The sequence below is a fragment of the Glutamicibacter nicotianae genome, assembly GCF_002797775.1.
Classification (GTDB): Bacteria; Actinomycetota; Actinomycetes; order Actinomycetales; family Micrococcaceae; genus Glutamicibacter; species Glutamicibacter nicotianae.
Map to the genome: position 1 here is coordinate 3,050,781 of NZ_PGEY01000001.1, position 24,805 is coordinate 3,075,585.

25 protein-coding genes and 1 tRNA gene are annotated in these 24,805 nt (G+C 63.8%); 10 read left to right on the forward strand and 16 right to left on the reverse strand.

The annotated features are described in order from the left end of the window. Positions 1–4: 4 nt before the first annotated feature. From disA to ATK23_RS14195, 3 genes are read right to left on the reverse strand one after another with little or no spacing between them, the layout of a single operon-like run. Entirely contained in the window at positions 5–1,078 is a 1,074-nt protein-coding gene (disA, locus tag ATK23_RS14185) for a DNA integrity scanning diadenylate cyclase DisA (RefSeq protein WP_038993593.1), read from the reverse strand. Positions 1,079–1,112: 34 nt separating this feature from the next. Next, a complete protein-coding gene (radA, locus tag ATK23_RS14190) occupies positions 1,113–2,507 on the reverse strand; it encodes a DNA repair protein RadA (RefSeq protein ID WP_066144553.1) in 1,395 nt (464 codons plus the stop codon). Between the two features lie 35 nt (positions 2,508–2,542). Beyond that, the gene (locus tag ATK23_RS14195; RefSeq protein ID WP_245858436.1) at positions 2,543–3,658 is read right to left on the reverse strand and encodes an FUSC family protein; all 1,116 of its coding nucleotides are present in this window, start codon (positions 3,656–3,658) and stop codon (positions 2,543–2,545) included. Positions 3,659–3,897: 239 nt separating this feature from the next. Between ATK23_RS14195 and pstS the strand changes: the two genes are divergently transcribed. The 6 genes from pstS (at position 3,898) to ATK23_RS14225 (ending at position 8,994) form a co-directional block, all read left to right on the forward strand. Beyond that, positions 3,898–5,013 (forward strand): phosphate ABC transporter substrate-binding protein PstS, encoded by a 1,116-nt coding sequence (gene pstS, locus ATK23_RS14200; RefSeq protein ID WP_038993596.1) that lies wholly within the window; start codon positions 3,898–3,900, stop codon positions 5,011–5,013. A gap of 119 nt (positions 5,014–5,132) precedes the next feature. Next, the gene (gene pstC, locus ATK23_RS14205; RefSeq protein WP_038993597.1) at positions 5,133–6,068 is read left to right on the forward strand and encodes a phosphate ABC transporter permease subunit PstC; all 936 of its coding nucleotides are present in this window, start codon (positions 5,133–5,135) and stop codon (positions 6,066–6,068) included. Next, a complete protein-coding gene (gene pstA / locus ATK23_RS14210) occupies positions 6,068–7,207 on the forward strand; it encodes a phosphate ABC transporter permease PstA (RefSeq protein WP_066144558.1) in 1,140 nt (379 codons plus the stop codon). The genes pstC and pstA overlap by 1 nt, the downstream gene beginning before the upstream one ends. Positions 7,208–7,255: 48 nt before the next feature. Next, on the forward strand, positions 7,256–8,035 hold the full coding sequence (gene pstB, locus ATK23_RS14215; protein WP_038993599.1) for a phosphate ABC transporter ATP-binding protein PstB: 780 nt from the start codon (positions 7,256–7,258) through the stop codon (positions 8,033–8,035). Between the two features lie 202 nt (positions 8,036–8,237). Beyond that, a complete protein-coding gene (locus tag ATK23_RS14220; RefSeq protein WP_157066442.1) occupies positions 8,238–8,714 on the forward strand; it encodes a hypothetical protein in 477 nt (158 codons plus the stop codon). A gap of 82 nt (positions 8,715–8,796) precedes the next feature. Further along, entirely contained in the window at positions 8,797–8,994 is a 198-nt protein-coding gene (locus tag ATK23_RS14225; protein ID WP_038993600.1) for a helix-turn-helix transcriptional regulator, read from the forward strand. Here the strand turns inward: ATK23_RS14225 and ATK23_RS14230 are convergent. The 4 genes from ATK23_RS14230 to ATK23_RS14245 all read right to left on the reverse strand — a co-directional run bounded on the left by ATK23_RS14230 (position 8,991) and on the right by ATK23_RS14245 (position 12,817). Next, the gene (locus ATK23_RS14230; RefSeq protein ID WP_066144564.1) at positions 8,991–10,019 is read right to left on the reverse strand and encodes an inorganic phosphate transporter; all 1,029 of its coding nucleotides are present in this window, start codon (positions 10,017–10,019) and stop codon (positions 8,991–8,993) included. The two genes, ATK23_RS14225 and ATK23_RS14230, sit on opposite strands and share 4 nt — an antisense overlap. A gap of 4 nt (positions 10,020–10,023) precedes the next feature. After that, positions 10,024–10,638, reverse strand: coding sequence for a hypothetical protein (locus tag ATK23_RS14235; RefSeq protein WP_245858438.1), 615 nt, complete (start codon positions 10,636–10,638; stop codon positions 10,024–10,026). A gap of 238 nt (positions 10,639–10,876) precedes the next feature. Further along, the gene (locus tag ATK23_RS14240; protein WP_245858439.1) at positions 10,877–12,043 is read right to left on the reverse strand and encodes an MFS transporter; all 1,167 of its coding nucleotides are present in this window, start codon (positions 12,041–12,043) and stop codon (positions 10,877–10,879) included. 108 nt (positions 12,044–12,151) lie between these two features. Then, complete coding sequence (locus ATK23_RS14245; protein WP_066144574.1) at positions 12,152–12,817, reverse strand: hypothetical protein; 666 nt, start codon at positions 12,815–12,817, stop codon at positions 12,152–12,154. A 160-nt stretch (positions 12,818–12,977) separates the two neighbouring features. On the opposite strand from ATK23_RS14245, the gene ATK23_RS14250 reads away from it, so the two are divergent. Then, positions 12,978–13,050: transfer RNA gene (locus tag ATK23_RS14250), tRNA-Lys, on the forward strand. Positions 13,051–13,140: 90 nt separating this feature from the next. Here the strand turns inward: ATK23_RS14250 and ATK23_RS14255 are convergent. The 8 genes from ATK23_RS14255 to ATK23_RS14290 form a co-directional block, all read right to left on the reverse strand. Further along, a complete protein-coding gene (locus tag ATK23_RS14255) occupies positions 13,141–13,731 on the reverse strand; it encodes a dienelactone hydrolase family protein (protein WP_066144576.1) in 591 nt (196 codons plus the stop codon). An 18-nt stretch (positions 13,732–13,749) separates the two neighbouring features. Beyond that, positions 13,750–14,001, reverse strand: coding sequence for a hypothetical protein (locus ATK23_RS14260; protein WP_038993609.1), 252 nt, complete (start codon positions 13,999–14,001; stop codon positions 13,750–13,752). Between the two features lie 75 nt (positions 14,002–14,076). Continuing rightward, complete coding sequence (locus ATK23_RS14265; protein WP_066144578.1) at positions 14,077–15,681, reverse strand: ABC-F family ATP-binding cassette domain-containing protein; 1,605 nt, start codon at positions 15,679–15,681, stop codon at positions 14,077–14,079. Positions 15,682–15,988: 307 nt separating this feature from the next. Then, positions 15,989–16,468, reverse strand: coding sequence for a hypothetical protein (locus ATK23_RS14270; protein ID WP_066144581.1), 480 nt, complete (start codon positions 16,466–16,468; stop codon positions 15,989–15,991). 242 nt (positions 16,469–16,710) lie between these two features. Then, positions 16,711–17,529: a CPBP family intramembrane glutamic endopeptidase gene (locus tag ATK23_RS14275; RefSeq protein WP_407645316.1), complete on the reverse strand. Its 819-nt coding sequence runs from the start codon at positions 17,527–17,529 to the stop codon at positions 16,711–16,713. Between the two features lie 120 nt (positions 17,530–17,649). Then, a complete protein-coding gene (locus tag ATK23_RS14280; protein WP_038993613.1) occupies positions 17,650–18,351 on the reverse strand; it encodes a demethylmenaquinone methyltransferase in 702 nt (233 codons plus the stop codon). Positions 18,352–18,407: 56 nt separating this feature from the next. Next, complete coding sequence (locus tag ATK23_RS14285) at positions 18,408–19,391, reverse strand: SRPBCC family protein (RefSeq protein ID WP_066144584.1); 984 nt, start codon at positions 19,389–19,391, stop codon at positions 18,408–18,410. An 11-nt stretch (positions 19,392–19,402) separates the two neighbouring features. Beyond that, on the reverse strand, positions 19,403–19,741 hold the full coding sequence (locus ATK23_RS14290; RefSeq protein WP_066144587.1) for an ArsR/SmtB family transcription factor: 339 nt from the start codon (positions 19,739–19,741) through the stop codon (positions 19,403–19,405). A gap of 216 nt (positions 19,742–19,957) precedes the next feature. Here ATK23_RS14290 and ATK23_RS14295 point away from each other — a divergent pair, with 216 nt between their 5' ends. Continuing rightward, positions 19,958–21,178, forward strand: a complete 1,221-nt coding sequence (locus ATK23_RS14295) for a GAF domain-containing protein (RefSeq protein ID WP_052254091.1) — start codon at positions 19,958–19,960, stop codon at positions 21,176–21,178. 9 nt (positions 21,179–21,187) lie between these two features. Here ATK23_RS14295 and ATK23_RS14300 read toward each other — a convergent pair whose 3' ends face one another. Beyond that, positions 21,188–22,087 (reverse strand): LysR family transcriptional regulator, encoded by a 900-nt coding sequence (locus tag ATK23_RS14300; RefSeq protein ID WP_066144675.1) that lies wholly within the window; start codon positions 22,085–22,087, stop codon positions 21,188–21,190. A gap of 84 nt (positions 22,088–22,171) precedes the next feature. Between ATK23_RS14300 and ATK23_RS14305 the strand changes: the two genes are divergently transcribed. Beyond that, positions 22,172–23,083, forward strand: a complete 912-nt coding sequence (locus ATK23_RS14305; protein WP_066144678.1) for an EamA family transporter — start codon at positions 22,172–22,174, stop codon at positions 23,081–23,083. 123 nt (positions 23,084–23,206) lie between these two features. After that, complete coding sequence (adh, locus tag ATK23_RS14310) at positions 23,207–24,730, forward strand: aldehyde dehydrogenase (RefSeq protein WP_066144593.1); 1,524 nt, start codon at positions 23,207–23,209, stop codon at positions 24,728–24,730. Positions 24,731–24,805 lie beyond the last annotated feature (75 nt).

Consider the following 24,805-nt stretch of genomic DNA (forward strand, 5'->3'; position numbering starts at 1 on the left):
GCGCCTAGATGTAGCGGTCCAGCAGCGAGGACTCGGCCATGCGTGCGAGCCCTTCGCGGATGGAGCGTGCACGCTGCTCGCCGACGCCTTCAATTTCCATAAGCTGGCTGGTGGACGCGGACATCAGCAGCTGCAAGTTGTCGAATGCCGCCACCAGGCGATCTCCCACCACCTTGGGAACAGTGCGGATCTGCGAGAGCAGGCGGTATCCCTTGGGGGTCAGCTGGTCGTCCTGGCCAATGCTGGAGTGCGGGAACAGGATCTTGGTCAGCCCGTCGAGCTCGACCAGCTGCGCGTCGGACACTTCATGCAGGGTCTCCAAGGCGTGCTCGATATCCAGCTCCTGGCCCTCGGCGTCGGAATAGTCCCGCAGCAGCAGCTCGTTATCTGCCTGGATGCCGGAGAGCAATTCGGCATGCTGGGCTGCCAGCAGGCGCCCGTCGATGCCCAGCTCCAGCACGTAGCGGGAGATTTCCTCGCTGGTGCGGCGCAGCATCTCGGTGCGCTGCAGCACTGCCAGCACCTCCCGCGCAGTGGCGACATCCTCGATCTCCGCCGCTGACAGGGCGCTGGTGACCTGGTCCAAGCGGTGGCGGTAGCGTTCCAGGGTGGCAATGGCCTGGTTGCCGCGGGCCAGCAGGCGCTCGGCAGGCTCGAGCACATGGCGCTCGCCGTCGGCATAGAGAGTGATGGTCTGCATCGACTGCGACACCGAAATCGTCGGGAACCCGGATTGCGCGGCCACGCGTTCCGCGGTGCGGTGGCGGGTGCCGGATTCCTGGGTTTCAATCTGCGCATCCGGCATCAGCTGCACGCCTGCCTGCAGGATCTGGCGGCCGGTTCCGTCCAGGATGATCGCACCGTCCATCTTGGCCAGTTCGCGGATGCGGGTCGGCGTGTATTCGGTGTTGATCCGGAAGCCGCCGGAGCTGATCGACTCGACGAGCTTGTCGTGGCCGAGCACGATGAGGGCGCCGGTGCGGCCGCGCTGGATCCGCTCCAGGCCCTGGGCGAGTTCGGTACCCGGGGCAATCTGGGCCAGAACGGCAAGGAATCCGGGGGTGGGGTGCGCTTTCAACTGGCGTCCTTTCGGCGGGCGGCAATAATCAAGTTTATCGCGTTGGCTTCTGCCGCTGGTTGAAGGCGATATCCAGGGCCTGGGCCATATTCTCCACCTGGAACACGCGGATGCCCTCGGGGATGTTCTTCAACGGTTCCGGGGTAGCCGGGGCCATTGCGAAGGAGAATCCCAGGCGCTGGGCTTCGGTGATGCGCCGCGAGATCTCGGGCACTTGCCTCACCTCGCCGGCCAAGCCGACCTCGCCGAAGGCCACGAAGTCCTGCGGCAGCGGGAACTCGTTCATCGACGAGGCCAGGGCCAGCGCGCAGGCCAGATCCGATGCCGGTTCGGCGATCTTGACGCCGCCCACCGTGGCGATATAGGAGTCCATGGACGACAGATCCATATGCGCGCGGGCCTGCAGCACCGCCACGACCATCTGCGCCCGTGCCGCATCCAGGCCGCTGGTGGCCCTGCGGGCGGCCGGGGCATTGCTGCGGGAGAGCAGGGTCTGCACCTCGGCCACCAGCGGCCGGCGGCCTTCGAGGGTGACGGTGATGCAGGTGCCCGGAACCGGGTTGCGGGTTCGCGTGACGAACAGCTTGGAAGGATCGGCCAGCGATTCGATGCCGTCCTCATTAAGGTCGAAGCAACCCACCTCATCGGTGGCGCCATAGCGGTTCTTCAGCGCGCGCAGGATGCGCAGCCGCGAATGCTTCTCGCCATCGAACTGGCAGACCACATCCACCAGGTGCTCGAGCAGCCGCGGGCCGGCGACCGACCCTTCCTTGGTGACGTGGCCGACCATGATGGTGGACATGGCCCGGGTCTTGGCCGCGTTGATGATCGAGGCGGCGACTTCGCGGACCTGGGACACGCCGCCGGCGGCGCCGTCCACCTCTGCCGAGGAGAAGGTCTGCACCGAGTCCAGGATCAGCAGTTGCGGATCGATCTCCTGGATCTGCCCCAGCGCCAGGGCCAGGTCGGTTTCGGCGGCCAGGAACAGCGTATCGGCGATGGCGTTGATACGTTCGGCGCGGGACTTGACCTGCGCGGCCGATTCCTCGCCGGTCAGGTAGAGCACGCGCAGGCCGGTCTGCGCCGCTTTCGCTGCGACGTCCAGGAGCAGCGTGGACTTGCCTACGCCGGGTTCTCCGGCGAGCAGGATCGCGGCTGCCGGGACCAGTCCGCCACCGAGCACGCGGTCCAGCTCGGACACCCCGCTGGGGCGGAAGGCGGCTTCGGAGCCGTCGATCTGCGCGATCGGCTTGGCCGGGTGGGCGACTTTGGCCGCGGCCACGGTGCGGGCGGAAACGACACCCACTTCTTCGACGGTGCCCCAGGCCTGGCATTCGCCGCAGCGGCCCACCCATTTGATCGTGGTCCATCCGCATTCGGAGCATTTGAACGATGCGCTGGATTTGCTGCGGGTGGAAGTTTTGGCCATGGCTCAATGCTATCGAGCCATGCGGACATTTTTGTTCAGGAGAGCTTGGGCAGCACTTCGATGGCTTCCTCGTGCACGCGGCCGGCTGCCTCGAGCAGATCCACCACCATCGGGCGCAGCAGCAGGACAAGGCCTTCGCCCTGGAGCCCTTCGACTCCCAGTGCGCGCGGATCCAACTGGGCGGCGACGCCTTCCAGCTGCAGCTGTGCGGACTTCTCGTATTTGCGTTGGCCCGCCACCGTTGTCTCGCGCACCGAGTGCGCCAAGGTGTTGACCGCTTCGGACAGCTCGCGGATCAGCGGAGCCAGGGTTTGCGCGCCTTCCGGAGTCAGCGCACTGTTGCTGAGCACGGAGGCCAGCCGGCGGGCGAAGACCCGCGAGTTGCGCGCGGCCCAGTCATAGTGGTTGAAACGCTTGGACAGCCGGTTCAGCTCATGGCGGTGGCGCCGCCCGGTGGGGGAAATCGTGGCGATTTCCTTGGATGCGCGGAAGGCGGCTGGCAGCTTGTCCAGATGCTTCTGGGTGCCGCGTGCCTTGATCAGCGCGTGGAACGCCGCACGCCGGTCATCGTCGCGGATAGCCCAGGAGCATTCCAAGAGCGCTTCGGAAAGATCCTTGAACAGCTCAGAGAGCGCGGAAACCGGGCTGCGCCGCGGATCGGTAGGCCACAAGACAATCACGAGCAGGGCGAGCAAGGAACCGGTCAGGGCATCGATGGAACGGGCAAATGGGCCGTCGGCACTGATCGGCAGCAGCACCACCAGCGCTGATTGCATGCCCAGCTGGGTGGAGAAGATGGCGCCTGAATCCAGGTAGCGGGCAATCACCAGGCTCAGCGACATCACCAGCGCGGCCTGCCAGATTCCCTGCCCGAACCAGTGCATGAGGGTATCGCCCAGGGCTACGCCCAAGGTGCAGCCCAGTGCGACCTCGGCGGTCTTTCTTACCGTGGTAGAGGCGCCGAAGCCCAGCGAAACCAGTGCGCTGGTGGCCGCGAAAATCGGCTGGGAATGCCCCCAGATGCTCTCGGCGATCCAGAAGGCGCCGATGGCGCCCAGGGTCATGCGCAGGATTCGAGGCAGGGAATTGCGCGAGCGTATCAGCCCGGCGCGATTGCGCTGCGCCAAGAATCCGAATAGTTGCGCTGGCATGCGCTTCACTTTCCGCCCAGTTGCCATGGCTTCAGTCTTCCATGGGTTGGGCGGGCGGCGGCAGAAGCTGCCGGGATATTGCGCTGGTGAGCAGGATCACCTGCCTGTGGACAAGTTGTTAACCTTCTGTTCACCTTCGCCGGGGGAGCTGGTTACTTTCGATCTTTAACGTCGTAGATGAAGCGGAGAGAAGCCGCTGAAAGTTTTACATCGATCTACCAACATGGGGAGTAAATCTCGTGAAGCTCAACCGCTTTGGCAGCGCAGCTGCCGTTCTTTCCGTCGCAGCACTCGCACTAACCGCCTGCGGCTCGGATAACCCAACCGCCGCTGCCGGTTCCGAAGGCGCAGAGACCTCTGCTGCATCCGGTGTCACCGGTACCCTGACCGGCATCGGCGCATCCAGCCAGAACTCGGCCATGGAAGCATGGGCCACCGGCTTCAAGGCTGCCAACCCGGACGCCAACGTGCAGTACTCGCCAGACGGCTCCGGCGCAGGCCGCGAAGCATTCCTGGCAGGCGGCGCGCAGTTCGCCGGCTCGGATGCCTACCTGAAGGAAGACGAGGCCGCCAAGGCCAAGGAAGTTTGCGGCCCAGAAGGCGCATTCAACATCCCGGCTTACGTCTCGCCGATCGCGATCGCCTTCAACCTCGAAGGCGTTGAAGAGATCAACATGGATGCAGCCACCATCGCCAAGGTGTTCAAGAAGGAAATCACCAAGTGGAACGATGAGGCCATTGCCAAGCAGAACCCGGACGTGGAGCTGCCTGATACCGCAATCACCGTTGTGCACCGCAACGACGAGTCCGGCACCACCGAGAACTTCGTCGAGTACCTGAAGGCCGCAGCGGCTGATGTCTGGACCTACGATGTCTCCGGCGACTGGCCAAGCGACATCCAGTCGGAGAACGCCAAGGGCACCTCCGGCGTGGTTTCGACCACCACTTCGACCAACGGCGCCATCACCTACGCTGACTTCTCCGCAGTGGGCAACCTGTCCACCGTGAACGTCAAGGTTGGCGATGAGTACACCAAGATCTCCGCCGAGGCAGCTGCCAAGGCCCTCGAGACCGCAACCCCGGTTGAAGGTGCGGCCGAGAACGACCTGGCCCTGGATCTGGAGCGCGACACCACCGAAGCGGGCACTTACCCAATCGTCCTGGTTTCGTACCACATCTTCTGCAGCAGCTACAAGGACCAGGCAACCGCTGATCTGGTCAAGGCCTTCGGCAACTACGTCATCTCCGAAGACGGCCAGAAGACCGCCCAGGCTTCGGCAGGCAACGCCCCAATCTCGGCATCCATCGCCGAGAAGGCCAAGAAGTCGATCGACGGCATCACCGTCGCCGAGTAGTACCCCGCCGGGCAACCGGCAACAGGTGCGGGTGGCCGAACTCAACCACCCGCACCAGCAGTACCCCTCCACCCCCGCAGTGAAAACTGCATCACCCCCGTTTCGTAAAGGCTCTAGCCATGACTACCAATGCTTTGACAAGCAAGTCATCGACTTCCGGCCGCGCTGGTGACAAGGTCTTCTCCGGCGCCGCACTGGCTGCCGGTGTCCTGATCCTGATCACGCTCTTCGCGGTCGCGGTCTTCTTGCTGATCCAAGCCCTGCCGACGTTCTTAGCCGATCCGGCTGAGATTTCCGGCGGCGAAGGATTCTTCGCCTACATCTGGCCGATTGTCATCGGCACCGTTATCGCAGCGGCTATCGCGCTGCTGATCGCCACCCCGATCGGCATCGGCGTGGCACTGTTCATCTCGCACTTCGCTCCACGCAAGGTCGCCGGCCCGCTGGGCTACCTGATCGATCTGCTCGCCGCGATCCCCTCGGTGATCTACGGCGCGTGGGGCTACATGGTGCTCGCTCCGGCTCTGGTTCCAGGCTACGAATGGCTGGCCAAGAACCTGGGCTTCATCCCGCTCTTCGAAGGCCCGGCCAGCCAGACCGGCAAGACCATGCTCACCGCCGGCATCGTGCTGGCAGTGATGGTCCTGCCGATCATCACCTCGCTGAGCCGCGAAATCTTCCTGCAGACTCCGAAGCTGCACGAAGAGGCCGCTCTCGCCTTGGGTGCAACCCGCTGGGAAATGATCACCACCGCGGTGATCCCCTTCGCCCGCCCGGGCATTATCTCCGCCGTCATGCTGGGCCTGGGCCGCGCCCTGGGCGAGACCATGGCCGTCGCGCTGGTGCTGTCCACCGGCAACCTGATCCCGTCGCTGATCAAGACCGGCAACCAGACGATCGCCGCGGAAATCGCCTTGAATTTCCCTGAGGCCTTCGGCCTGCGCCTGGCAGAGCTGATCGCCGCCGGCCTGGTCCTGTTCCTGATCACCCTGGTCGTGAACATGATCGCTCGTGGAATCATCGCCCGCCACAAGGAATTCTCGGGAGCCAACTGATGAGCACCATGACAACCAACCAGAACAGCACCTCGGGCAACTTGACTCCTCCGGTGCGCAAGCGCAACTCCCTGGCCAAGGGCAAGCTGCCGAAATGGGCCATCTGGGCCATCGCCGCAGGCTCCATCATCATCGGCGCGGCAGCGTCCACGCTGACCGGCTTCAACGTGGCCTCCTTCGCCATCTACTCCGCGATCATTTTCCTGGTGGCCGCCTCGGTAATCACCACCGTTGCCGAAGGCAAGCGCCGCGGCAAGAACGCGATGTGGACCTACCTGATCTACGCCGCCTTCATCGTGGCAGTGATCCCGCTGGTATCCGTGCTCTACACGGTGCTGGAAAAGGGTATGCCGGGCATGAACAGCCACTTCCTGTTCAGCTCCATGAACGGTGTGACCGGCGCGGTGGACAACGAAACCGTCGCCAATGGCACCCCGGTGGTCGGCGGCGCGTACCACGCGGTGATGGGCACCTTGCTGATCACCCTGTGGGCTACCCTGATCTCCGTTCCGGTTGGCATGCTGACCGCTGTCTACCTGGTGGAATACGGCCAGGGCAAGACGCTGTCCAAGGCGATCACCTTCTTCGTCGACGTGATGACCGGCATTCCCTCGATCGTCGCCGGCCTGTTCGCGGCGGCCTTCTTCGGCATGATCCTGGGCCCGAACGCCCGCATGGGCATTGTCGCAGCGGTCGCGTTGAGCGTGCTGATGATCCCGACGGTGGTCCGCTCCACCGAGGAAATGCTCAAGATCGTCCCGAACGAGCTGCGCGAGGCATCCTACGCACTGGGCGTGCGCCGCTGGCGTACCATCTTGAAGGTGGTCATCCCGACCGCGATCTCCGGCATCGCCTCCGGTGTCACCCTGGCCATCGCCCGCGTGATCGGCGAGACCGCACCGATCCTGGTCACCGCCGGCATCGCAAGCAACATCAACCTGAACGTCTTCGCGAACTGGATGTCCACGCTGCCGACCTTCATCTACTACCAGATCCTGACCCCGACCAGCCCGACGAACATCGACCCGTCGGTGCAGCGCGCCTGGGCCGCAGCCCTGCTGCTGATCCTCATGGTGATGGCGTTGAACCTCCTCGCCCGTCTGGTCGCTTCGATCTTCGCCCCAAAGAAGGGCCGTTGAGCCTAGGCTCCGGTCCGGACAAACCCAAACTTTTTCAAGGATTACATCATGGCAAAACGCATCGACGTCAATGACCTGAACGTCTACTACTCCAAGTTCCTCGCCGTTGAAGGCGTCTCGATCAACATCGAGCCGAAGTCGGTTACCGCATTCATCGGCCCATCGGGTTGCGGCAAGTCCACCTTCCTGCGCACCCTGAACCGCATGCACGAGGTCATCCCCGGAGGCCGGGTCGAGGGCCAGGTCCTGCTGGACGGCGACGACCTGTACGGCGCGGGCGTGGACCCGGTGACCGTGCGCAGCCAGATCGGCATGGTCTTCCAGCGCCCCAACCCGTTCCCGACCATGTCCATCAAGGACAACGTGCTGGCCGGCGTGAAGCTGAACGGCAAGAAGATCTCCAAGTCCGACGCCGACGCGCTGGTGGAGAAGTCGCTGCGCGGCGCAAACCTCTGGAATGAGGTCAAGGACCGCCTGGATAAGCCGGGCTCGGGCCTTTCCGGCGGCCAGCAGCAGCGCCTGTGCATTGCCCGCACCATTGCGGTCAAGCCCGACGTGATCCTGATGGACGAGCCGTGCTCCGCACTGGACCCGATCTCCACCCTGGCCATCGAGGACCTGATCAACGAGCTGAAGAACGACTACACCGTGGTGATCGTGACCCACAACATGCAGCAGGCCGCCCGCGTGAGCGACAAGACCGCGTTCTTCAACATCGCCGGCACCGGCAAGCCGGGCAAGCTCATCGAGTACAACGACACCGCAGCCATCTTCTCCAACCCGGAGCAGAAGGCCACCGAGGATTACGTCTCCGGACGCTTCGGATAAAGATTTCGGCTACCGCCGCTCCTTGAGCGGATGGTAGACGGACCGGAAGGGGGGTCTTCCGGGGATCCTGGAGGGGATCACCGCCAGCGGCGCACCGATTGCGGTGCGCCGCTGCACTTTAACCATTCACGTAAAGCTCCCTTGACTGTAAAGCGACCTTGTCAGTAAAGTGAGGTTTACATTTATCGGAAAGGGGGCAGTGGTGGATTCAAAAGAGTCAGTTGGCCAAAGCAAATGGGGTCGTTCGCGATTCGGCGGATCGACAGCCCTGCTGATCATCCTGTCACTGCTCGGGGGGCTGGTGCTCTGCGCTGCCATGGCGCTGATCTGGTGGACATTCGGCCCCGAAGCCGATCAGCAGCGCAAGATGCTGTCCGGACTGGTCTTTGCACTGCTGATGCTGCCCGCTGCGTCCGCCTTGTGCTGGGTATTCATGCTGGACAGGGATACTCTGGCCGGAGCCGTGCGGGATCCGGAATCATCCATCGAGGGAAAATGGTACGAAAAGGCGGTTTTCGGAGCATTTCATGATCTGTTCGCCCTGTGCGGATTGGGCGCCATGGCGCTGGGTTTGCTGCGCATTGACGTAGAACCGGTGATGCTGCTTGTCGGGGTCGTACTGCTGGCTGCCGTAGACGTGCTCGTGCGCTACCTGGTGATCAAGAAGGTGGAAGGCTGATGCACAAGCGCGATTCCGATTCCCGCGCCGTAGCATCGGCCCGCTCGCGCTTCGTGCAACCGAGTAAGCGAGCCGAAAGATAATGGAGAACAATCTCAGTGAATACCGCAGGGAACGCGGGTTCTCCCAGCAGGCATTGGCGGACCTGCTCGGCGTCTCGCGCCAAACTGTCATCTCGCTCGAAAAGGGCCGCTACGATCCGTCCTTGCCGCTGGCCTTCAAGCTATCTGCGGTCTTCGGCTGCAGGATCGAAGACCTCTTCGTTCCGGGCGAAAACTAGGCGTTGCCCAGCAGCGGATGCACCGCCAGCGTGAGGATCGCGCCGCAGGCAACGCAGACCACCGGGGTCAGCACCCAGTGCAGCAGCACCTTGGTGACATTGCGCCACACCACCGATTCGAAAGCCTGGTTTTTGCCGGCGCCGACGATGCCGCTGGTGACCGCCTGCGTGGTGGACAGCGGCAGGTGCAGGACCAGCGAGCCGAGGAACAGCATGGCCGCGGCCACGCCTTGGGCGATCATGCCGCGCAGCGGATCGAAGTTCACCAGCCGGCGGCCGAGCGTGTAGGTGATGCGCCATCCGCCTAGGAGCACGCCGAGGCCCAGCGCCGTGCCGGCGGCCAGCTGGATGGCCCAGGTCACGGGTCCCGGGTCCATCGCATGCCCGGTGATCAGCACCAGTGCGATCATCGCGCCGGTGCGCTGGCCATCTTGCAGCCCCAGCCCCAGCGCTACCGCACAGGCGGCAATGGCTTGGCCTGCGCGCGAGCCGTTGTTGACCGAACCCGAGGAATTATGGCGCATCAGCCAGGTCGCCGGAATCACCAGCACGTAGGACAGCAGGTAGGCAATCACCGGGGTAATCAGCAACGGCAGAAGCACCGAGCCGAGCAGCAGCCCCCAGGCACCGGACATCGGCAGGTCGCCCATGAAGGCCGAGGCGCCGCTGGCGCCCACCAGTCCGGAGAACAACGCGTGGGTGGAACTGACCGGCAAGCCGCGCCACCAGCAATACAGTCCCCAGGCGCCGGCGGTCAGCAGGCCGCAGATCAGCAGCTTCAAGCCGACGACGCCATCGGGGACGTTGAAGTTCAGCTTGTCCACCAGCGCCACGCTCAGCCCCGAGGTGGCTAGGGTGCCGAGGAAGGCGAATACTGCCGCCACGGAGACCGCTATGGCCGGGCGCAGCGCCCTGGTGCGCACCGAGGCCGCAACCGCGGTGGAGGCATCCCTGAAGCCGTTGAGCACGCCATAGCCCAGCGTGAGGACGATCGCGATTCCGGTGAGGACCGAAAGGATGGTCATGTCCCTAGGACTCCTTCACCAGCACGCGACCGAGGTGGTCGGCAAACTGGCGCAGGGTGTTGGCCGTGAGCATCAGGTGGTCGGCCACGCGCTGGTGGCGGTGGATCGTGCCTGCCTTGGCGAACTTCGAGATCTCGTTGACCCACACCAGGTGGGTGCGCGCCGCGCGCTTGGAGAACTGCAGCATCTGCAGCCAGTTGTCTTCCAGGTCATCGAGGTTGTGCAGGCGCTGGACCGAATCGGAGGCCAGTTCGGCCAGCTGCGAAATGAGTTCAAGCTGTTCCGAGGAACGCTCGGAGAGCGGGGTGGAGCCAACGGTCATGATCAGCTCGCCGGTGCCGCGCAGGAGTTCCATGGTCTCGTGCAGCAAACGCGAGAGGGTGTACATGTCTTCGCGGGGAAGCGGGCTGATATAGCTGGTGCGCAGGTGGGTGAGCACCGCGTGCACCAGGTCGGAGGCCTCGGCTTCCGCGGCAGCCAAATCCCGCAGCTGATCTGCACGGGTGTCGGGTGAGCCGATCATCTCGGCGACATTGGCAACGGAGGAGCGAATGGTCGTGGCCAACCCGCACAGCAACTCGATGCCGCGCGAGGCGGAGGGAAAGATCTGGAACTTCACTTTTCGGCGCACCATTCGATTCGACTGTTATTGGTACCAACGCAGAACAGTTTACGACGCGGAAGTTAACGCCGGTTACTTGATGGTGCCGGACCGGGAACGCCTCTCGGCGGAAGGCCGCTCGAAGCGGCAGAATTTTGGAGCCCGGGGTTACCAGCAGCCCGGCACCGTTATCTAGTGTTCTCGCCTGACCGGTGCGCTGTCAACCGCCGGGGTGGTGCTCGTGCGGTTTCTCACGCTACCGGCGCAGGCCCTTTTCCGCTCCGCTCAGGCAGAGCAGTGCGCAGCAGAACCAGATCGCGCCCGCAGGACCCAAGCCGGCGGCGACAGTACTTGAGATAACCGGCAAAGCTACTTGTCCGACGCGGTTTCCCATGAGCCTGACGGCCAATGCGGCGCCGCGGTCCACCGCCGGCACCGACGTGGAAATCATCGTCATGGTCATCGGCTGGCCCAGTCCCAGGAAGAAGCCGCCGACAAGCAGCGCCACCCCGGCAGCCCAGAGCGAATCGATGAACGCCGGAGCCAGGGCGATGGCGATGCCCGAAACCCACAAGCTGGTGACCAGCAGGTGATTGCGCTCGAAGTGGGCCGAGAGCTTCGGAATGAACAGCCGCGAAATAACCGAAGCGAAACCTCGAATGGCCAAAAGCACACCAACATTTTCCGGTGTGACGCCATGTTTCTCCGCCACCAGCGGCAAGAATGCGGTGAGGATGTCCAGCATCGCCAGCAGGGTCATCGAAGCGAACATGTGCGAGGCCATGCCCTTGATGCGCAGGACCGAGGGAATAGAGGCCTTGGACTTCGGCGGCCGGGTTTGCGACGCCGTTTTGGAGATCTTCGGCTGCCAGCTCGGAAGCAGGAAGGGGACAGCCAGCAGCGAGCACCCGGCGGCAATCCACAGCGACAGGCTGATATCGGCAACACGCTCGGCGGAGAGCGCGTCGGTGCCGGAGCCGAGCACCATTCCGCCGATCAGCGGCCCGATGAATTGCCCAGCGGCATAGGCGGCAGTGAACCAGCCGAACCCCTTGTCCAGATCGCTGTCGGGGAAGAACCGGGCAATCGACGATTGCCCTCCAATGGTGAACATCAAGTGCCCAAGCCCCAGCACGGCGCTGGCCAGCGCCACGGTCAGCGCATTCGGCGAGAAATTGATGCCGATGCCGCCGGCGGCCAGAAGGGCGACGCCGGCAACCATCAGGAAGCGGATCCTGCGGATGCGCGAACTGACCCGGCCCAGCATCATCGCGGTGAACAGCGGAAGGATCGCATAGGCGGCAGTCACCACGCCGACGGTAAACGCGCCGGAGCCGAAGGAGATGAGCTTGTAGGTGGTGACCGGCCGGATGAGGTTCAGCGCTGTTTGGGATAGCAGCGCCGTCGCGATCAAGATCAGCAACCAGCGTACGAGTCCTGAAGAGTTGGTCCTCGATGCGGCGCCCACACCCACCTGCCTAGAATTGAGGGGTAACTTCCTCAATCCATCCTAATGGCGCGGGAGAGCCTTTCAGTCCAATGCGTCCTGGCGCCACAACCGGGCGCAGACTTCCAGATCAGCGGCCGTAGCCGTCAGCGCCTTGGCCTGCTGCGTCAGCTTCGTTCCCCGGTCGCTGTTGGAGAAATCTGCGGCATCGGCATGCTCGGTCATGCCCAGGGCCACGACCCGGCAATAGGCGGCAGTGCGTTCCAGGGCGTGGGCGAAGTCTCCGTTGAAGGCGCCGGAGAGAATCGACCCGGTCATCTTCTTCATTTCTTCGGCGGTCGGCGGTTCGGCCACCCCGGCGACGATGCGTTCGACCTGGGCACGGTGGGCTCCGGCCTGGAACCGTGCCGCGTGCATTTCCGGCTTGCCCATGGTGGCCGCGCGTACCGCATACAGGCGCCACAGCGCGCCGGGCAGGGAGTGGGCGGGAGCTTCGCTCCACAGCTCAGCGAGCACCTCCAAGCCCTCTTCCTCGGCAACGGCGATCAGCCGGCGCGAGACTTCGGGGTCGTTGTTGGCAATGCCTCGTTGCACGAAAGCCTGGGCAGACAGATGAGCGGCCTCGGAGACGCGCGCCGGGTCAGCGCCTCCTTCATAGGGCTCGAAATCTGCCGGGGCGAAGGGGCGTGGCTTGTGATGGCGGAACCCCGCATCCTGGGCTACTTTTGATCCTGCACGTGCACCTCTCATGCGCTCCAGAATACTCGCTGAACCTGAGTTCTCAGCCAACAGGTGATTTAGCTTGCAAACCCCAAGATCAAGCGGGAATTACGGGATGCCACGGTGCGGAATACGCCGATTAATGATCATGCCGGTCCATCGGGTAGTATGGATTTTGGCCTTGTGCCGTGCGCCTTTAGCTCAGCTGGTAGAGCACTGGACTTTTAATCCATTGGTCGCGGGTTCGATCCCCGCAGGGCGCACAGAGTGAACCGGACCCGGCTTGCAGACGCAAGCCGGGTCCGGTTTTTCAATTCATTGTCCAGCATGGAACCGCCGGGCTGCCCCTCCTGCTAAACGTAGCGCTCCAGGAATTTGATGATGCGCTCCATCACCAATGCGCGAGCTTCCGGGTCATGCGAGCGCAGCGAGCTGTCGGTGAACAGGTGCTTGTCGCCAGGGTAGGTGAACAGCTCGGCCAGCCCTGCGTCCTCGTTGCGGGCGAAGCGCTGCGCTGCTTCCAGATCGCCTTCCTTCGCGAAGAACGGATCCTGGTCCATGCCGTGGATCTGCACCGGCACGCCTTCCGGCCACGGCCCGAAGCTCCACTCGGCTTCCAAGTCCACAAAGGATTCCAGCAGGACCGCGGCGACGGCGCCGGGGCGTTGCTGCGCGCACTGCTGGGCGAGCGCGGCACCCCACGAAGTACCGATGTATACCAGCTCTTCGGGCAGCTTGGCGAAGAGCTTGTCGACGCGTTCCTGGATCTTGTCCTCGGTCATCTTGCCCGCCATGCGCATGCCCGCGTCGAAATCCTTGGGCAGCTTGCCGGCGTACAGGTCCAGTGCGTGCACGGTGTGGCCGGCCGCGCGCAATTCAGCGGCCATCTGCTGCACCCCAGGGGTCAGGCCCTGGACGTGATGGAAAAGAACGATCGTAGCCATGGGTGCTCCTATTGGTTGCTAGCGTTCGTCGACCAGGTTCTCAATGCGCCGCGGCAGGTGCTCAATGGCCACGTCCCAGCCGGGCATCTGGCTATTGATTTCCACGCTGTAACCCTCAACCAGCATGAATTCTGCGCAGGTGAGCGCCTCCTGGCCGGAACCCGTTTCATAGATGAAGGCGCGTTTGATGTCCTGCCAGAGCAGGGTCGCGGACTGGTCGATCACGAGGCCGGTGTTGACGACTTCGACGGTGCGCTGGGGATAGGACATGTTCAACTTGCTTTCGGGGTCCTCGGCGGTGTGCTTTGAACAAGTCTAGACCGGCAGCGCACCGCCGTGGGGTTATCAAACCGGATCCGGATAGGATTTCGCCAAGGTTCCCCCGGGGCCGGTTTCCAGCAAATAGTCCAGATCCAGCTGCGACAGGAAATGCTGATCGTGGCTGACTACCAGCAACGCACCCTTGTAGGCACCGAGCGCCTCGCTGAGCTGGCGCACGCTGTCCACATCCAGATTATTCGTGGGCTCGTCGAGGATCAGCAGCTGCGGCGTGGGTTCCGCGAGCAGCAGCGTCGCCAGGTAGACCCTGAAGCGCTCGCCGCCCGAGAGCGCCGCCAAGGGACGGTCGGCGCTGGCCCCGCGCAGCAGCAGCCGGGCAAGCATCTGGCGCACGTCGTTCGCGGTTGCCGTTGGAGCCACCGACGCCACATTCTCCATGGCGCTCAGCTGGCCGTCCAGGCCTTCCAGGCGCTGTGGCAGATACCCGACCCGGTCCACGAAAAGCTTTCCGCCCAAACCGCTGCCCGGAGCAACGCCTGCGAGCAGCTGCCTGAGCAGCGTGGTTTTCCCCGAACCGTTGGGTCCGACAAGTCCTACGCGTTCGGCTCCCTGGATGATGAACGGGTCTTGCGCTGAACCCAGCACGGCAACCTGCTTGCCGGCGGGCAGCTTCGGATCTGGCAACTCGATATTGATGTGCTCGACCTGGCGTACCCGCTGATCGGCTTCGTCGAGCCGTGCTTGGGCGGAATCGACCTTGCCATCCAGGTGCGATCGCATCTTCCCGGCGTTTGCCTCTGATTTCTGGCGAAGATGGTTCGCCAGGATCTTCGGCATGCCCCCGGAAAGCTGGGTGGCCCGCCCCTTGCGCTTGGCACGGGCCAACTTGGTTTCGGCTTCGACGCGCTGGCGCTTTTCCACCTTCAGCGAGGCCTGGGCGGTTCTGGCTGCCTGCTCGGCTGCCAGCTGCTCGGTTTCCAGCTGCTCGCGATATGCGCTGTAGGGCCCTCCGTAAACGCTGAGCTTCCCGTCGTAGAGCTCCACCGTGTGCTCCATGAGCTCGAGCAGCTCGATATCGTGGCTCACCACGACCAGCGTGCCCTTCCACGTGCGGACCAGCTCGTAGAGCAATTCGCGGGTGGGACGATCGAGGTTATTCGTCGGCTCGTCGAGCAAGGTGATGGGTGAATCGGCGATGCGCAGCCCGGTCACTGCCAGCAGCATCGCTTCGCCGCCCGATAGCGTGGATGCCTTCCGGCTCAGATCCAGGCCGCCGAATCCCAGCGGCTCCAGCTCGGCGCGGACCCGGGCTTCCACATCCCAGTTGGCACCCACCGCGTCGAAATGCGCTGGGTCCACACTGCCGGACTCGATGGCCTCCAAGGCTGCCAGGATCCGCTGTATCCCCAGCAGTTCGGCGACGGTTGGGTCCTGGTCCAGAGCCAGCGTTTGCGGAAGGTAACTCAGCGGTGCGCTCGTTTCCGCCGTTCCGCTGGTTGGGTGCAGCTGCCCGGCGATCAGTTTCAGCAACGTCGATTTGCCGCTGCCATTGGCGCCGATCAGCCCGGTCCGCCCGGAGGGAAAAGTGCCGTCCAAGTTGGCCAGGGCGATTTCTCCCGAGGGCCAGGCGAAGCTGAGATGGTTCAGGGTAATGGGTGGTGTCAAAGGCATGCAGGTTCCTCCCGCTAATGCGAAGGGGCTGCCGACTTGGGGGATCACAGAAATGGCTCAACCTCGAAGAGGGGCCGGAAAAGAAAAGGATACCGAAGCCGGTAGCCGAAATGAACAAGTTGCACCGTACAGAATCGGTGCAGGGTCATTGGCTGGCTTAGTAGGTATCCATGCCAAAGAGTGTAGCAGGGAGGAAAACAGGAATTAACCCCTCAGCGCAAGAAGACTGGCATCCACTCCCGGTTGTGCGCGTGGACCAGCGTTAGGAACAGGGCAAGGTCGACGGTAGGGAACAGGCCCCAAAGTTCTAGATCTCAAACATTCGGATCACCCTGTCGCTGAGCAAGACCTGGTAGGGCATCTGCTTCAATCTTGCAGCATCAATATCGATACCACGTCGTTGGGCCGCAGCGGCAATTTCGTCCCACGGATGATCCCCGGATCTTTCCGGGTCATCGATCCGCACCAAATCAAGAATCTCGGCAATCAGTTCATCTGACGACCGCCTCCACCTGGCGGGCCCGGGCCCATGGGATATGGCTGTGAAGCCACGACCCAGATCCAAACTGATCATCGACCCATCGCTCATCAAAATGCATTGCGTGATTTTCACGCTGATGCTTGGCCTCAAATTGTCCGTCAGGGTCTCATCCATGTCGCAGACCGCTGCAATCGACATTGCATTCAGAGTGCTAACCATCGTATGCGGCAGCACGGGAAAAGTTCCAGACTCGTACTCGCCGTGCAGCGGCGCGTAGTGGAATCCCTTTTCGTCGAAATCACTCATAGCCGATCCGTCCTTAGAGGTCCTGGGCGCCTATTGGCTGGCAGCAGTTTCCCGTGGATCGTGCAACGCGGCGATCCGCTCGTGGTCTGGCTCACGGTCGCAGGGGAGCCGGAATAAGGATACCGAAGCCGGTAGCCGAAATGAACAAGCTGCGCCGTTCAGAATCGGTGCAGGGGCATTGGCTGGCTTGGCAGGTGTCCATGCCAATGAGGGTAGCAGGGCGGAAAACAGGAATTAGCCCCTCAGTACATGAAGACCGGGAGCCATTCCCGGTTGTGCGCGTGGACCAGCGCGAGGAACAGGACAAGGTCGAAGATCAGATGCACACTTACGACATAGGACAAGGACTTCGTCAGCTTGAAGGTATAGCCCTGCAGCAGGGCGAAGGGGAAGGTCAGCAACGGGCCCCAGGATTGGTAGCCGATCTCCCACAGGAAAGAGGAGAAGATCACCGCTTGCAGGATATTGGCCTGCCAGTCGGGAAAGTGCTTGCGCAGCAAGGCGAATGACGTGCAGATGAAGAACAGCTCGTCCCAGATGCCCACTGAGTTGACTCCGATGAAGAGCCGCCAGAAGATCGCTGGGTCCGAGGCGTCTGGCCAGTTCTGATAGACGCCGGTGCTGATCAGATACACCGGCAGAACGAGGAAGCCCAGCGCCACCACTGCCAGCAGATACAGTTTCGCGGCCAACGGCCACTTGCGACCGGTGTTCACAGGGAACTTGATAATTTGCTCCCGCAAGGCGAATCGCGAAATCAGCCAGGGCAGCAGGACCGCCGCTGCCAGCGCCGTGCCCATCTGCGCCATGTGGCCCAGGCTCAGGTCCGCGTTGAGCGGAACCAGGCTGATGATCACCAGCCCTGCCGCGATCATTGACAGATGCTGGGCGAACCTGCGATTGATGACGGCTGCGCACAGCAGGCTCAGGGCCAGCAAGCCGTAGCCAACAAGAGCGTTGCCGGTGCCGAAGAGCAGCGCTGCGGAAGCCGAGAGCATGGCGGCAGGCAGCAGCTTCCAGCTCATCGTGCAACGCTGCGATTCGGTCGAGGTCTGGCTCACGGACACAAGCATGCCAGCTGAGCTGGAAGAATAACACCGTCCAGGTTCGCGCATGAGCCGCTTAAAGTCGTTTGGCCCGCATCCGATGGATGCAGGCCAAAAGAAAACTTTGCAGAAACTCTACTTCCAGGCGCGGTGAACGGCGACGATGCCGCCGGTCAGGTTCCGGTATTCCACGTTCTTCCAGCCGACGTTGACGAACTTGGCGCCCAGCTTTTCCTGGTCTGGCCAGGCGGCAATGGACTCAGCCAAGTAGGCATAGGCGGAAGGGTTAGGCGACACCAGGTAGCCCAGCGCAGGGATGACGCGCGGCAGGAACTGCTGGTAGGCCACCTTGACCGGGGTGACGGTCGGGGTTGAGAACTCGGCGACGACGATGCGGCCGCCGGGCTTGGTTACGCGGCGCATTTCCGACAGCGCCTTCTCGGTGTCATCGATATTGCGCAGGCCATAGGAAATGGTCACCGCGTCAAAGGTGTCATCTTCGAAAGGAAGCTCATGGGCGTCGCCGTACACGAAGTCCAGCTGCGGGTAGCGCTTGCGGCCCTCGGCGAGCATGCCGTTGGACATGTCGCAGGCGGTCACCTTTGCGCCGGCTTCGGCCAGCGGGACCGAGGAAGTCCCGGTACCTGCAGCCAGGTCGAGAATGCGCTCGCCGGGCTTCGGCGCGATCGCCTCGGTGGTGATCTTGCGCCAGTAGTTCACGATGCCGCCGGTCATCAAGGTATTGAGCAAGTCGTAGCGAGGAGCCAGCTTGTCAAACATGTCCTGAACCTGATCGGCCTGCTTATCCAGGCCTGCGCGCGCATTCTGAGAACTCATGGGTCTAAGTCTTTCATATATGCGCGCGCCAAGGCGCCGGATGTGGGGCGAATCGCTTAGAGAATCGATTCCAGCCGGGCGTAGCTGGCTTCCATGCCATCAGCCATTCCGGTGGCGAGCATCGCGTCGCGAGCGGCCTTGTCGCGGTAGGTGATCAAGGTGGTCACCAAGGTGCCGCCGGTGGTACTGGTGAACGTCAGCTGGTTGACGGATCCGGGTACGCCGGAACCGAGCATTTCCTCTCCGCCTTCGAGCTGCTCGGTGCTCGCTTCGTAGTGGCCCTCAACGCGTTCGAGGATCTTTCCGCTGAATCCGAATCCCTTGCTGCTATCGTCAGGGGTCCACCACAGCAGGTAGCTCTCGCCGACGCCGGGAGCCAGCTCGCATTTGGTCATCTTCCAGCCATCGGGTCCGTATTGCCAGCGCTTGACCAGTTCCGGGTCGTGGTGGGCGTCCCAGACCTGCTGGCGGATGCCGCGGACCAGGCGGCTGACGCGAACCTGCGTGTCGTTGAGCAGTTCGGCTTCGGTGGCGAAGTTCTGCGCGTAGTCCCGCAGGTCGATGAGCACCTGCTCGATCTGGCTCATGGCCGAGCGTGTTCCGTCGATCATTCCCATTGCGACGACCTGTTCCAGGTCCGCCGCCGAATCATAGGTTCCGGTGACCGTGAGCTTCGTGCCTTCGGGCAGCGGGTCGAAGGTGAAGACCAGCCGCGAGGTGGGCAACTTGGCGTTCGGGCTGCCGTCATTGTGCGCGAAACCATCGATGACCTCGAAGAATTTCTGGTCGACCACTTCCTGCCAGTGCCAGTATCCGTGGAACTGTTCGCCTTCGGGCGAGGTCATGTGATAGTTCGAGTAGCCTCCGGCGGCGGCGTCGTGGCGAGTGAAGGTGGCCGGGTACTCTACCGGGCCCCAGAACTTCTCAATCTGGCGCGGGTCGAGGTAGGCGTCCCAGAGCCGGGCCACGCTGACCGGGAATTCTGCGTGGACGGTGAGCGTCAAGGACTGGACATCTTTATCAATGGACGTGACGGGCATGGGAATGCTCCTTAGGTGTCCTCGGAGGCAAGGAAATCGTCGAGCCGGCTGATGCGCTGGCGCCAGATTTCCTCCAAGGAAGAAAGTAGTTCTTGTGCGTGCCGGATGGTCTCCGGCTGGCCGCGGACTATGCGTTCGCGGCCACGTGCGATTTTCCTGACCAGGCCTGCGGCTTCCAGGGCGGCAACGTGCTTCTGCACTGCTGCAAAAGACATGTCGTAGCTTGCCGCCAGATCCGAAATGCTGATCTCGGCGTGAAGCGTCCGCCGCACGATGTCCCTTCGTGTGGCATCTGCCAAGGCGCGGAAGACCTTGTTTACCTGTTCTTCGCTCAGCTCATATACAACCATTTGGTTGTATATTACCCTCTCCCTCGCAGCAGGTAAAGGGGCATTCGGGAAAAGATGGAAAACATTCTGGTTAACTTTTCACCCCCTTTTCCAGTTAATAAGGTGAATTGTCCACTATCAATCTTTGTACGGCAGCGGGGACTCTTCTCAAGGCACCGCCCGTCGCCTAGGCTTGTGGGAACGGCGGAAATCGAGCCCTGCTAGCGAGGAGATTGCATGAGTGGGTTCTCCATTGATTGGCCTGGCGCATCGCGTCGCGCCCAGCATGCTCATGAGCTCTTGGGCTCCAGCGGAGCCGGCGTTGCCGATCTCCCATTGCGTCAGGATGTGCGGGATTCCTGGAAGCGATCATTGGAAAGCTCCGCTGACCTGCGTGTCCCGTCGGTACTGAGCGATGACCATTTGCGTCTGGCGCGCGAACGAAGTGAACTCCAGCGGATCTGGCCAGTTTTCGAAAAACTCCTGGTCCCGTCCGCCATGGACGCCAATCTCCTGGTGGCCCTTGCTGATGCAGGCGGAACCTTGCTGTGGGTAGCGGGTGGAAATGGCGCCATGAGCCAAGCCGAAGGCGTGGGATTCATGGCAGGTGCCGACTGGGCCGAGAAGAGCGTGGGCACGTCCGCGCCGGGGATGGCGCTGGCAACGGGCGCCGGTTCGCAAGTCTCTGGTGCTGAGCACCTCTACGAGCAGGCCCACCGCTTCAGCTGCTCTGCGGTGCCGATTCGCGATCCGCGCACGGGTCAGGTCATTGGCGCAATAGACCTGACCGGCGGCCCGGAGGCCATTGCCACGCACTCGCTGCCGCTGCTGCAAGCCGCGGTCATGGCCGCGGAAACGCAGCTGCTCCTGCCCGGCGCCGGCGTCGTGGCCGACCCCGACTACCTGGACTTGGGGCGCAGTGACGGGGCCCACCTCGGCTCGACGCCCGTATCCCTGCGCCATGCGGAGATCCTGACGCTGCTGGCGCATTACCGCGAAGGCCTGAGCACCGCGCAGCTGGTCGAGGAGCTGTTCGAGCGCCCGGATGCCGCGGCCGAAGGCACCGTCCGCGCCGAAATCGTCAGGCTGCGCAAGGTGCTTGCGGGTTCCCCGGGCCGCAACCTGACCTCGCGCCCCTACCGCCTGCAATGGGACCTGCAGACGACCTTCGGCCGGCTCAGGCAAGCACTGGAAGCCGGCGAACTCGAAGCCGCCCTGCCGTTGTACTCGCCGGGACTGCTGGCCCGCTCCCAAGCACCTGGCATCGTGGCACTGCTGCACCGGATGGAAGCGGCGCTGCGCGAAATGGCGCTGGACCGCGGCACCGCCCGGCAGCTGCTGAACCTGGGCCGCCAGCTGGCCGACTCGGACCTGTTGCGGGCAGCCCTGCGCGAGCTTCCTGCGCAGTCGCCGGCGCGCTCGTTGATCGTTGCCGAGGTCCAGGAACTCGAATCCTGAGGTCCCGGATTATCGCAGTTCGCGCATCTTCTGCAGCACCAGGGCCAGTGCCGGCCACGCGCTGCGTCCGGCACGCGTCCGGGCGAAGGCCCGCAGCCGCAAATCTGGCCGGTGCAGCGGCAGGATCGACAGCCCTTCGCGTGCGGGACGGTTCTCGGGCAGCAGCCCTACCCCCATCCCGGCGAGGACCAGGTCCTCGACCAGGTCGAGGCTGTCGGCGTGGTGGCGCACCCGCGGGCTGAAGCCGGTCATCGAAGACAGCAGGCGCAGCACCGTCTCGTCGGCGATATTGCGCGAGTTGCCGATCCAATCCCGTTCCCGGAAGGCTGCCAGCACGCCAGCCGCTTCCGGCAGCGCTCCCGCGCCCAGGCGCGCTGCATCGGCCGCGGGAACACCCAGTCCCCAGGGGGTGCTCCACAGCTGAAGGGTGTCGACTTCCGGGCCGATCGTGTCCGGGGCCAGGTTGTAGTCGTAGGTCAGGGCCAGGTCGATGTCGTCGGCGGCCAGCCGTTGGAGCGCCTCGGCAGGTTCCAGCTCAAGCACCACGATCTGCACCGTCGGGTGGTCGCTGGCCAGCTGCTGGATGATCGGCATCAAGGTGGTGCGGATGGCCGTGGCGAAACCCGCAACCCGCACCGTGCCCGACGGCGCAGCCTCGGGATCCAGATCCAGCCGGGCGGCATCCACTGCACCGAGGATGCCGCGGGCATGCTCGGCGAGCCGGCGGCCGGCTGGTGTCAACCGCACCCCGCGGCCGTCGGGTGCCAGCAGCTTGACGCCGACTTCCCGGGAGAGCTGTGCGATTTGCTGGGAGACCGTTGAGGTGGTGGTGCCCAGCACGTCCGCCACCGCCCGCATCGAACCGGTGCGGGACAGCTCGTACAGGTATTGCAGGCGGCGGGTTTCCATGGAGAACATTGTCCATGAATCTTGAACGATATGTCGATAATTCTCGCGTGGACATGGATGGCCTGGGTGGTCTCTACTGGATCCATGACTTCAACCCCTGTGCGCGCCGTGAATTCAACTGGTGCCGGATCGCTGATGGCCGTGGCCTCGATGAGCTGCGTCCAGCTCGGGCTGGCTGCCTCCATCGGCCTGGCCGCAACTCTGGGCTCCGACGGCGTGGCATGGCTGCGGCTGGCCTGGGCCGCGGTGATCCTCGTGGCCTTCGCCCGGCCCTGGCGGCTGCGCTTCAGCCGCTCCACGCTGGTGATGTGCGCGCTGCTGGGGCTGGCTACCGCAGGCATGACGCTCTCCTTCATGCGTGCCGTCGAGACGATCCCGCTGGGCACCGCCAGCGCCCTGGAATTCACCGGGCCGCTGGCCGTGGCGCTGGTCCAGGGGAGGGGTGCCGGGCGCTGGTGGGCGGTGGCCGCCGCGGCCGGGGTGCTGGGCCTGACCGAACCCTGGAGCGGATCGGCCGACCTGGTCGGCGTGCTCTATGCCCTGGGCGGGGCCGTCTGCTGGGCGGCATATGTGCTGCTGACCCAGCGCGCCGGAGATGCGGTGGACGGGGTCGGGGCCCTGTCGGTATCGATGCCAGTCGCGGCCCTGGCCGCCACCCTGGTGGTTGGCCCAGGGGTAGCGGGGCGGCTGGACCTGCCGGTGCTGGCCATCGGCCTGGGCTTGGCCCTGCTGCTTCCCGTCGTGCCCTTCTGCCTGGAGCTGCTGGCCCTGCGCCGCCTGGCCGCCTCGGCTTTCGGCACCCTGATGTGCCTGGAACCGGCAATCGCCGCCACCGTCGGCGTGGTCTTCCTGCGCCAGGTGCCCAGCATGGCGGCCCTGGCCGGGCTTGTGCTGGTGATCGCCGCAGGCATCGGAGCGGCGCGGACCGGGCGGCGCGACCCGGCTGGCGCCGAGCGCGAACTGCAGCCGGCAGCGCCGGCTCGCCAGCCCGGCTGAGGCCCGTTCCGCCGGCCCGGAACGCTGCAACCTTCCTGCAACCTTTGGGTGACTAGAGTCACATTCAAGGTTCCGCGATGAGGCAATCGCGGCCAGGACATCCGATGAAGGAGACGTGGAGCAATGGCGGTTTACGCAAACCCGAATACCGATGGGGCGCTGGTAGATTTCAAGCCACGCTACGAGAACTACATCGGCGGCGAATGGGTGGCCCCGGTCAAGGGCATGTACTTCGAGAACATCACCCCGGTCACCGGCAAGGTCTTCTGCGAGGTGGCCCGATCCACCGCAGAAGATGTCGAAGTCGCGCTGGACGCGGCGCATGCGGCGGCACCGGCCTGGGGCAAGACCAGCCCGGCAGAACGCGCAGTCATCCTGAACAAGATCGCCGACCGCATCGAGGAGAACCTCGAAATGCTTGCCGTCGCCGAAACCTGGGACAACGGCAAGGCGATCCGCGAGTGCCTGAACGCCGACCTGCCGCTGGCGGTCGACCACTTCCGCTACTTCGCCGGCGCCATCCGCGCCCAGGAAGGCAGCCTCTCCCAGCTTGACGACAACACCACCGCCTACCACTTCCACGAGCCGCTGGGCGTGGTCGGGCAGATCATCCCGTGGAACTTCCCGCTGCTCATGGCGGTCTGGAAGCTCGCACCGGCCCTGGCCGCCGGCAACGCGATCGTGCTCAAGCCAGCGGAGCAGACCCCGGCCAGCATCCTGGTGCTGATGGAACTGATCGGCGACCTGCTGCCGGCCGGCGTGCTGAACGTCATCAACGGCTTCGGCGTGGAATGCGGCAAGCCGCTGGCCTCCAACAAGCGCATCCGCAAGATCGCCTTCACCGGCGAAACCACCACCGGCCGGCTGATCATGCAGTACGCCTCGGAAAACCTGATCCCGGTCACCCTGGAACTGGGCGGAAAGTCCCCGAACATCTTCTTCGAGGACATCGCCGCCAAGGACGACGCCTTCTACGACAAGGCGCAGGAAGGGTTCACCCTGTTCGCGCTGAACCAGGGCGAAGTGTGCACCTGCCCCTCGCGTGCACTGGTCCAGGAAAGCATCTACGACCGCTTCATGGAGGACGTCGTGGCCCGCACCAAGGCCATCAAGCAGGGCAACCCGCTGGACACCGGCACCATGATGGGTGCCCAGGCATCCAACGACCAGCTGGAGAAGATCCTCTCCTACATGGACATCGGCAAGTCCGAGGGGGCCAAGGTGCTGCTCGGCGGCGGGCGCGCAGATCTGGGCGGGGAACTCTCGGGCGGCTACTATGTGCAGCCGACCATCTTCGAAGGCACCAACGACATGCGCATCTTCCAGGAGGAGATCTTCGGGCCGGTGGTCGCGGTGACCAAGTTCAAGGACTACGACGACGCGATCTCCATCGCCAATGACACGCTGTACGGCCTGGGATCGGGCGTGTGGAGCCGCAACGGCAACGTGGCCTACCGCGCCGGCCGAGCCATCCAGGCAGGCCGCGTGTGGGTCAACCAGTACCACGCCTACCCGGCGCACTCCGCCTTCGGCGGATACAAGTCCTCGGGCATCGGACGGGAAAACCACCTGATGATGCTGGACCACTACCAGCAAACCAAGAACCTGCTGGTCTCCTACTCGGAGGACAAGCTCGGCTTCTTCTAAGCCGGGGAAACACCATTCCACCCGAACCGCCCGGTTCGGAAATCCATCCCACGAACTTCAAAGGCGCGCGGTCCG

Excerpts from the sequence above, each read along its gene's own strand:
- radA (WP_066144553.1), bottom strand. The coding sequence starts at position 2,507 with ATGGCCAAAACTTCCACCCGCAGCAAATCCAGCGCATCGTTCAAATGC.
- ATK23_RS14195 (WP_245858436.1), bottom strand. The coding sequence starts at position 3,658 with ATGCCAGCGCAACTATTCGGATTCTTGGCGCAGCGCAATCGCGCCGGG.
- pstC (WP_038993597.1), top strand. The coding sequence starts at position 5,133 with ATGACTACCAATGCTTTGACAAGCAAGTCATCGACTTCCGGCCGCGCT.
- pstA (WP_066144558.1), top strand. The coding sequence starts at position 6,068 with ATGAGCACCATGACAACCAACCAGAACAGCACCTCGGGCAACTTGACT.
- pstB (WP_038993599.1), top strand. The coding sequence starts at position 7,256 with ATGGCAAAACGCATCGACGTCAATGACCTGAACGTCTACTACTCCAAG.
- ATK23_RS14225 (WP_038993600.1), top strand. The coding sequence starts at position 8,797 with ATGGAGAACAATCTCAGTGAATACCGCAGGGAACGCGGGTTCTCCCAG.
- ATK23_RS14230 (WP_066144564.1), bottom strand. The coding sequence starts at position 10,019 with ATGACCATCCTTTCGGTCCTCACCGGAATCGCGATCGTCCTCACGCTG.
- ATK23_RS14245 (WP_066144574.1), bottom strand. The coding sequence starts at position 12,817 with ATGAGAGGTGCACGTGCAGGATCAAAAGTAGCCCAGGATGCGGGGTTC.
- ATK23_RS14255 (WP_066144576.1), bottom strand. The coding sequence starts at position 13,731 with ATGGCTACGATCGTTCTTTTCCATCACGTCCAGGGCCTGACCCCTGGG.
- ATK23_RS14260 (WP_038993609.1), bottom strand. The coding sequence starts at position 14,001 with ATGTCCTATCCCCAGCGCACCGTCGAAGTCGTCAACACCGGCCTCGTG.
- ATK23_RS14265 (WP_066144578.1), bottom strand. The coding sequence starts at position 15,681 with ATGCCTTTGACACCACCCATTACCCTGAACCATCTCAGCTTCGCCTGG.
- ATK23_RS14270 (WP_066144581.1), bottom strand. The coding sequence starts at position 16,468 with ATGAGTGATTTCGACGAAAAGGGATTCCACTACGCGCCGCTGCACGGC.
- ATK23_RS14280 (WP_038993613.1), bottom strand. The coding sequence starts at position 18,351 with ATGAGTTCTCAGAATGCGCGCGCAGGCCTGGATAAGCAGGCCGATCAG.
- ATK23_RS14285 (WP_066144584.1), bottom strand. The coding sequence starts at position 19,391 with ATGCCCGTCACGTCCATTGATAAAGATGTCCAGTCCTTGACGCTCACC.
- ATK23_RS14290 (WP_066144587.1), bottom strand. The coding sequence starts at position 19,741 with ATGGTTGTATATGAGCTGAGCGAAGAACAGGTAAACAAGGTCTTCCGC.
- ATK23_RS14295 (WP_052254091.1), top strand. The coding sequence starts at position 19,958 with ATGAGTGGGTTCTCCATTGATTGGCCTGGCGCATCGCGTCGCGCCCAG.
- ATK23_RS14300 (WP_066144675.1), bottom strand. The coding sequence starts at position 22,087 with ATGGAAACCCGCCGCCTGCAATACCTGTACGAGCTGTCCCGCACCGGT.
- ATK23_RS14305 (WP_066144678.1), top strand. The coding sequence starts at position 22,172 with ATGACTTCAACCCCTGTGCGCGCCGTGAATTCAACTGGTGCCGGATCG.
- adh (WP_066144593.1), top strand. The coding sequence starts at position 23,207 with ATGGCGGTTTACGCAAACCCGAATACCGATGGGGCGCTGGTAGATTTC.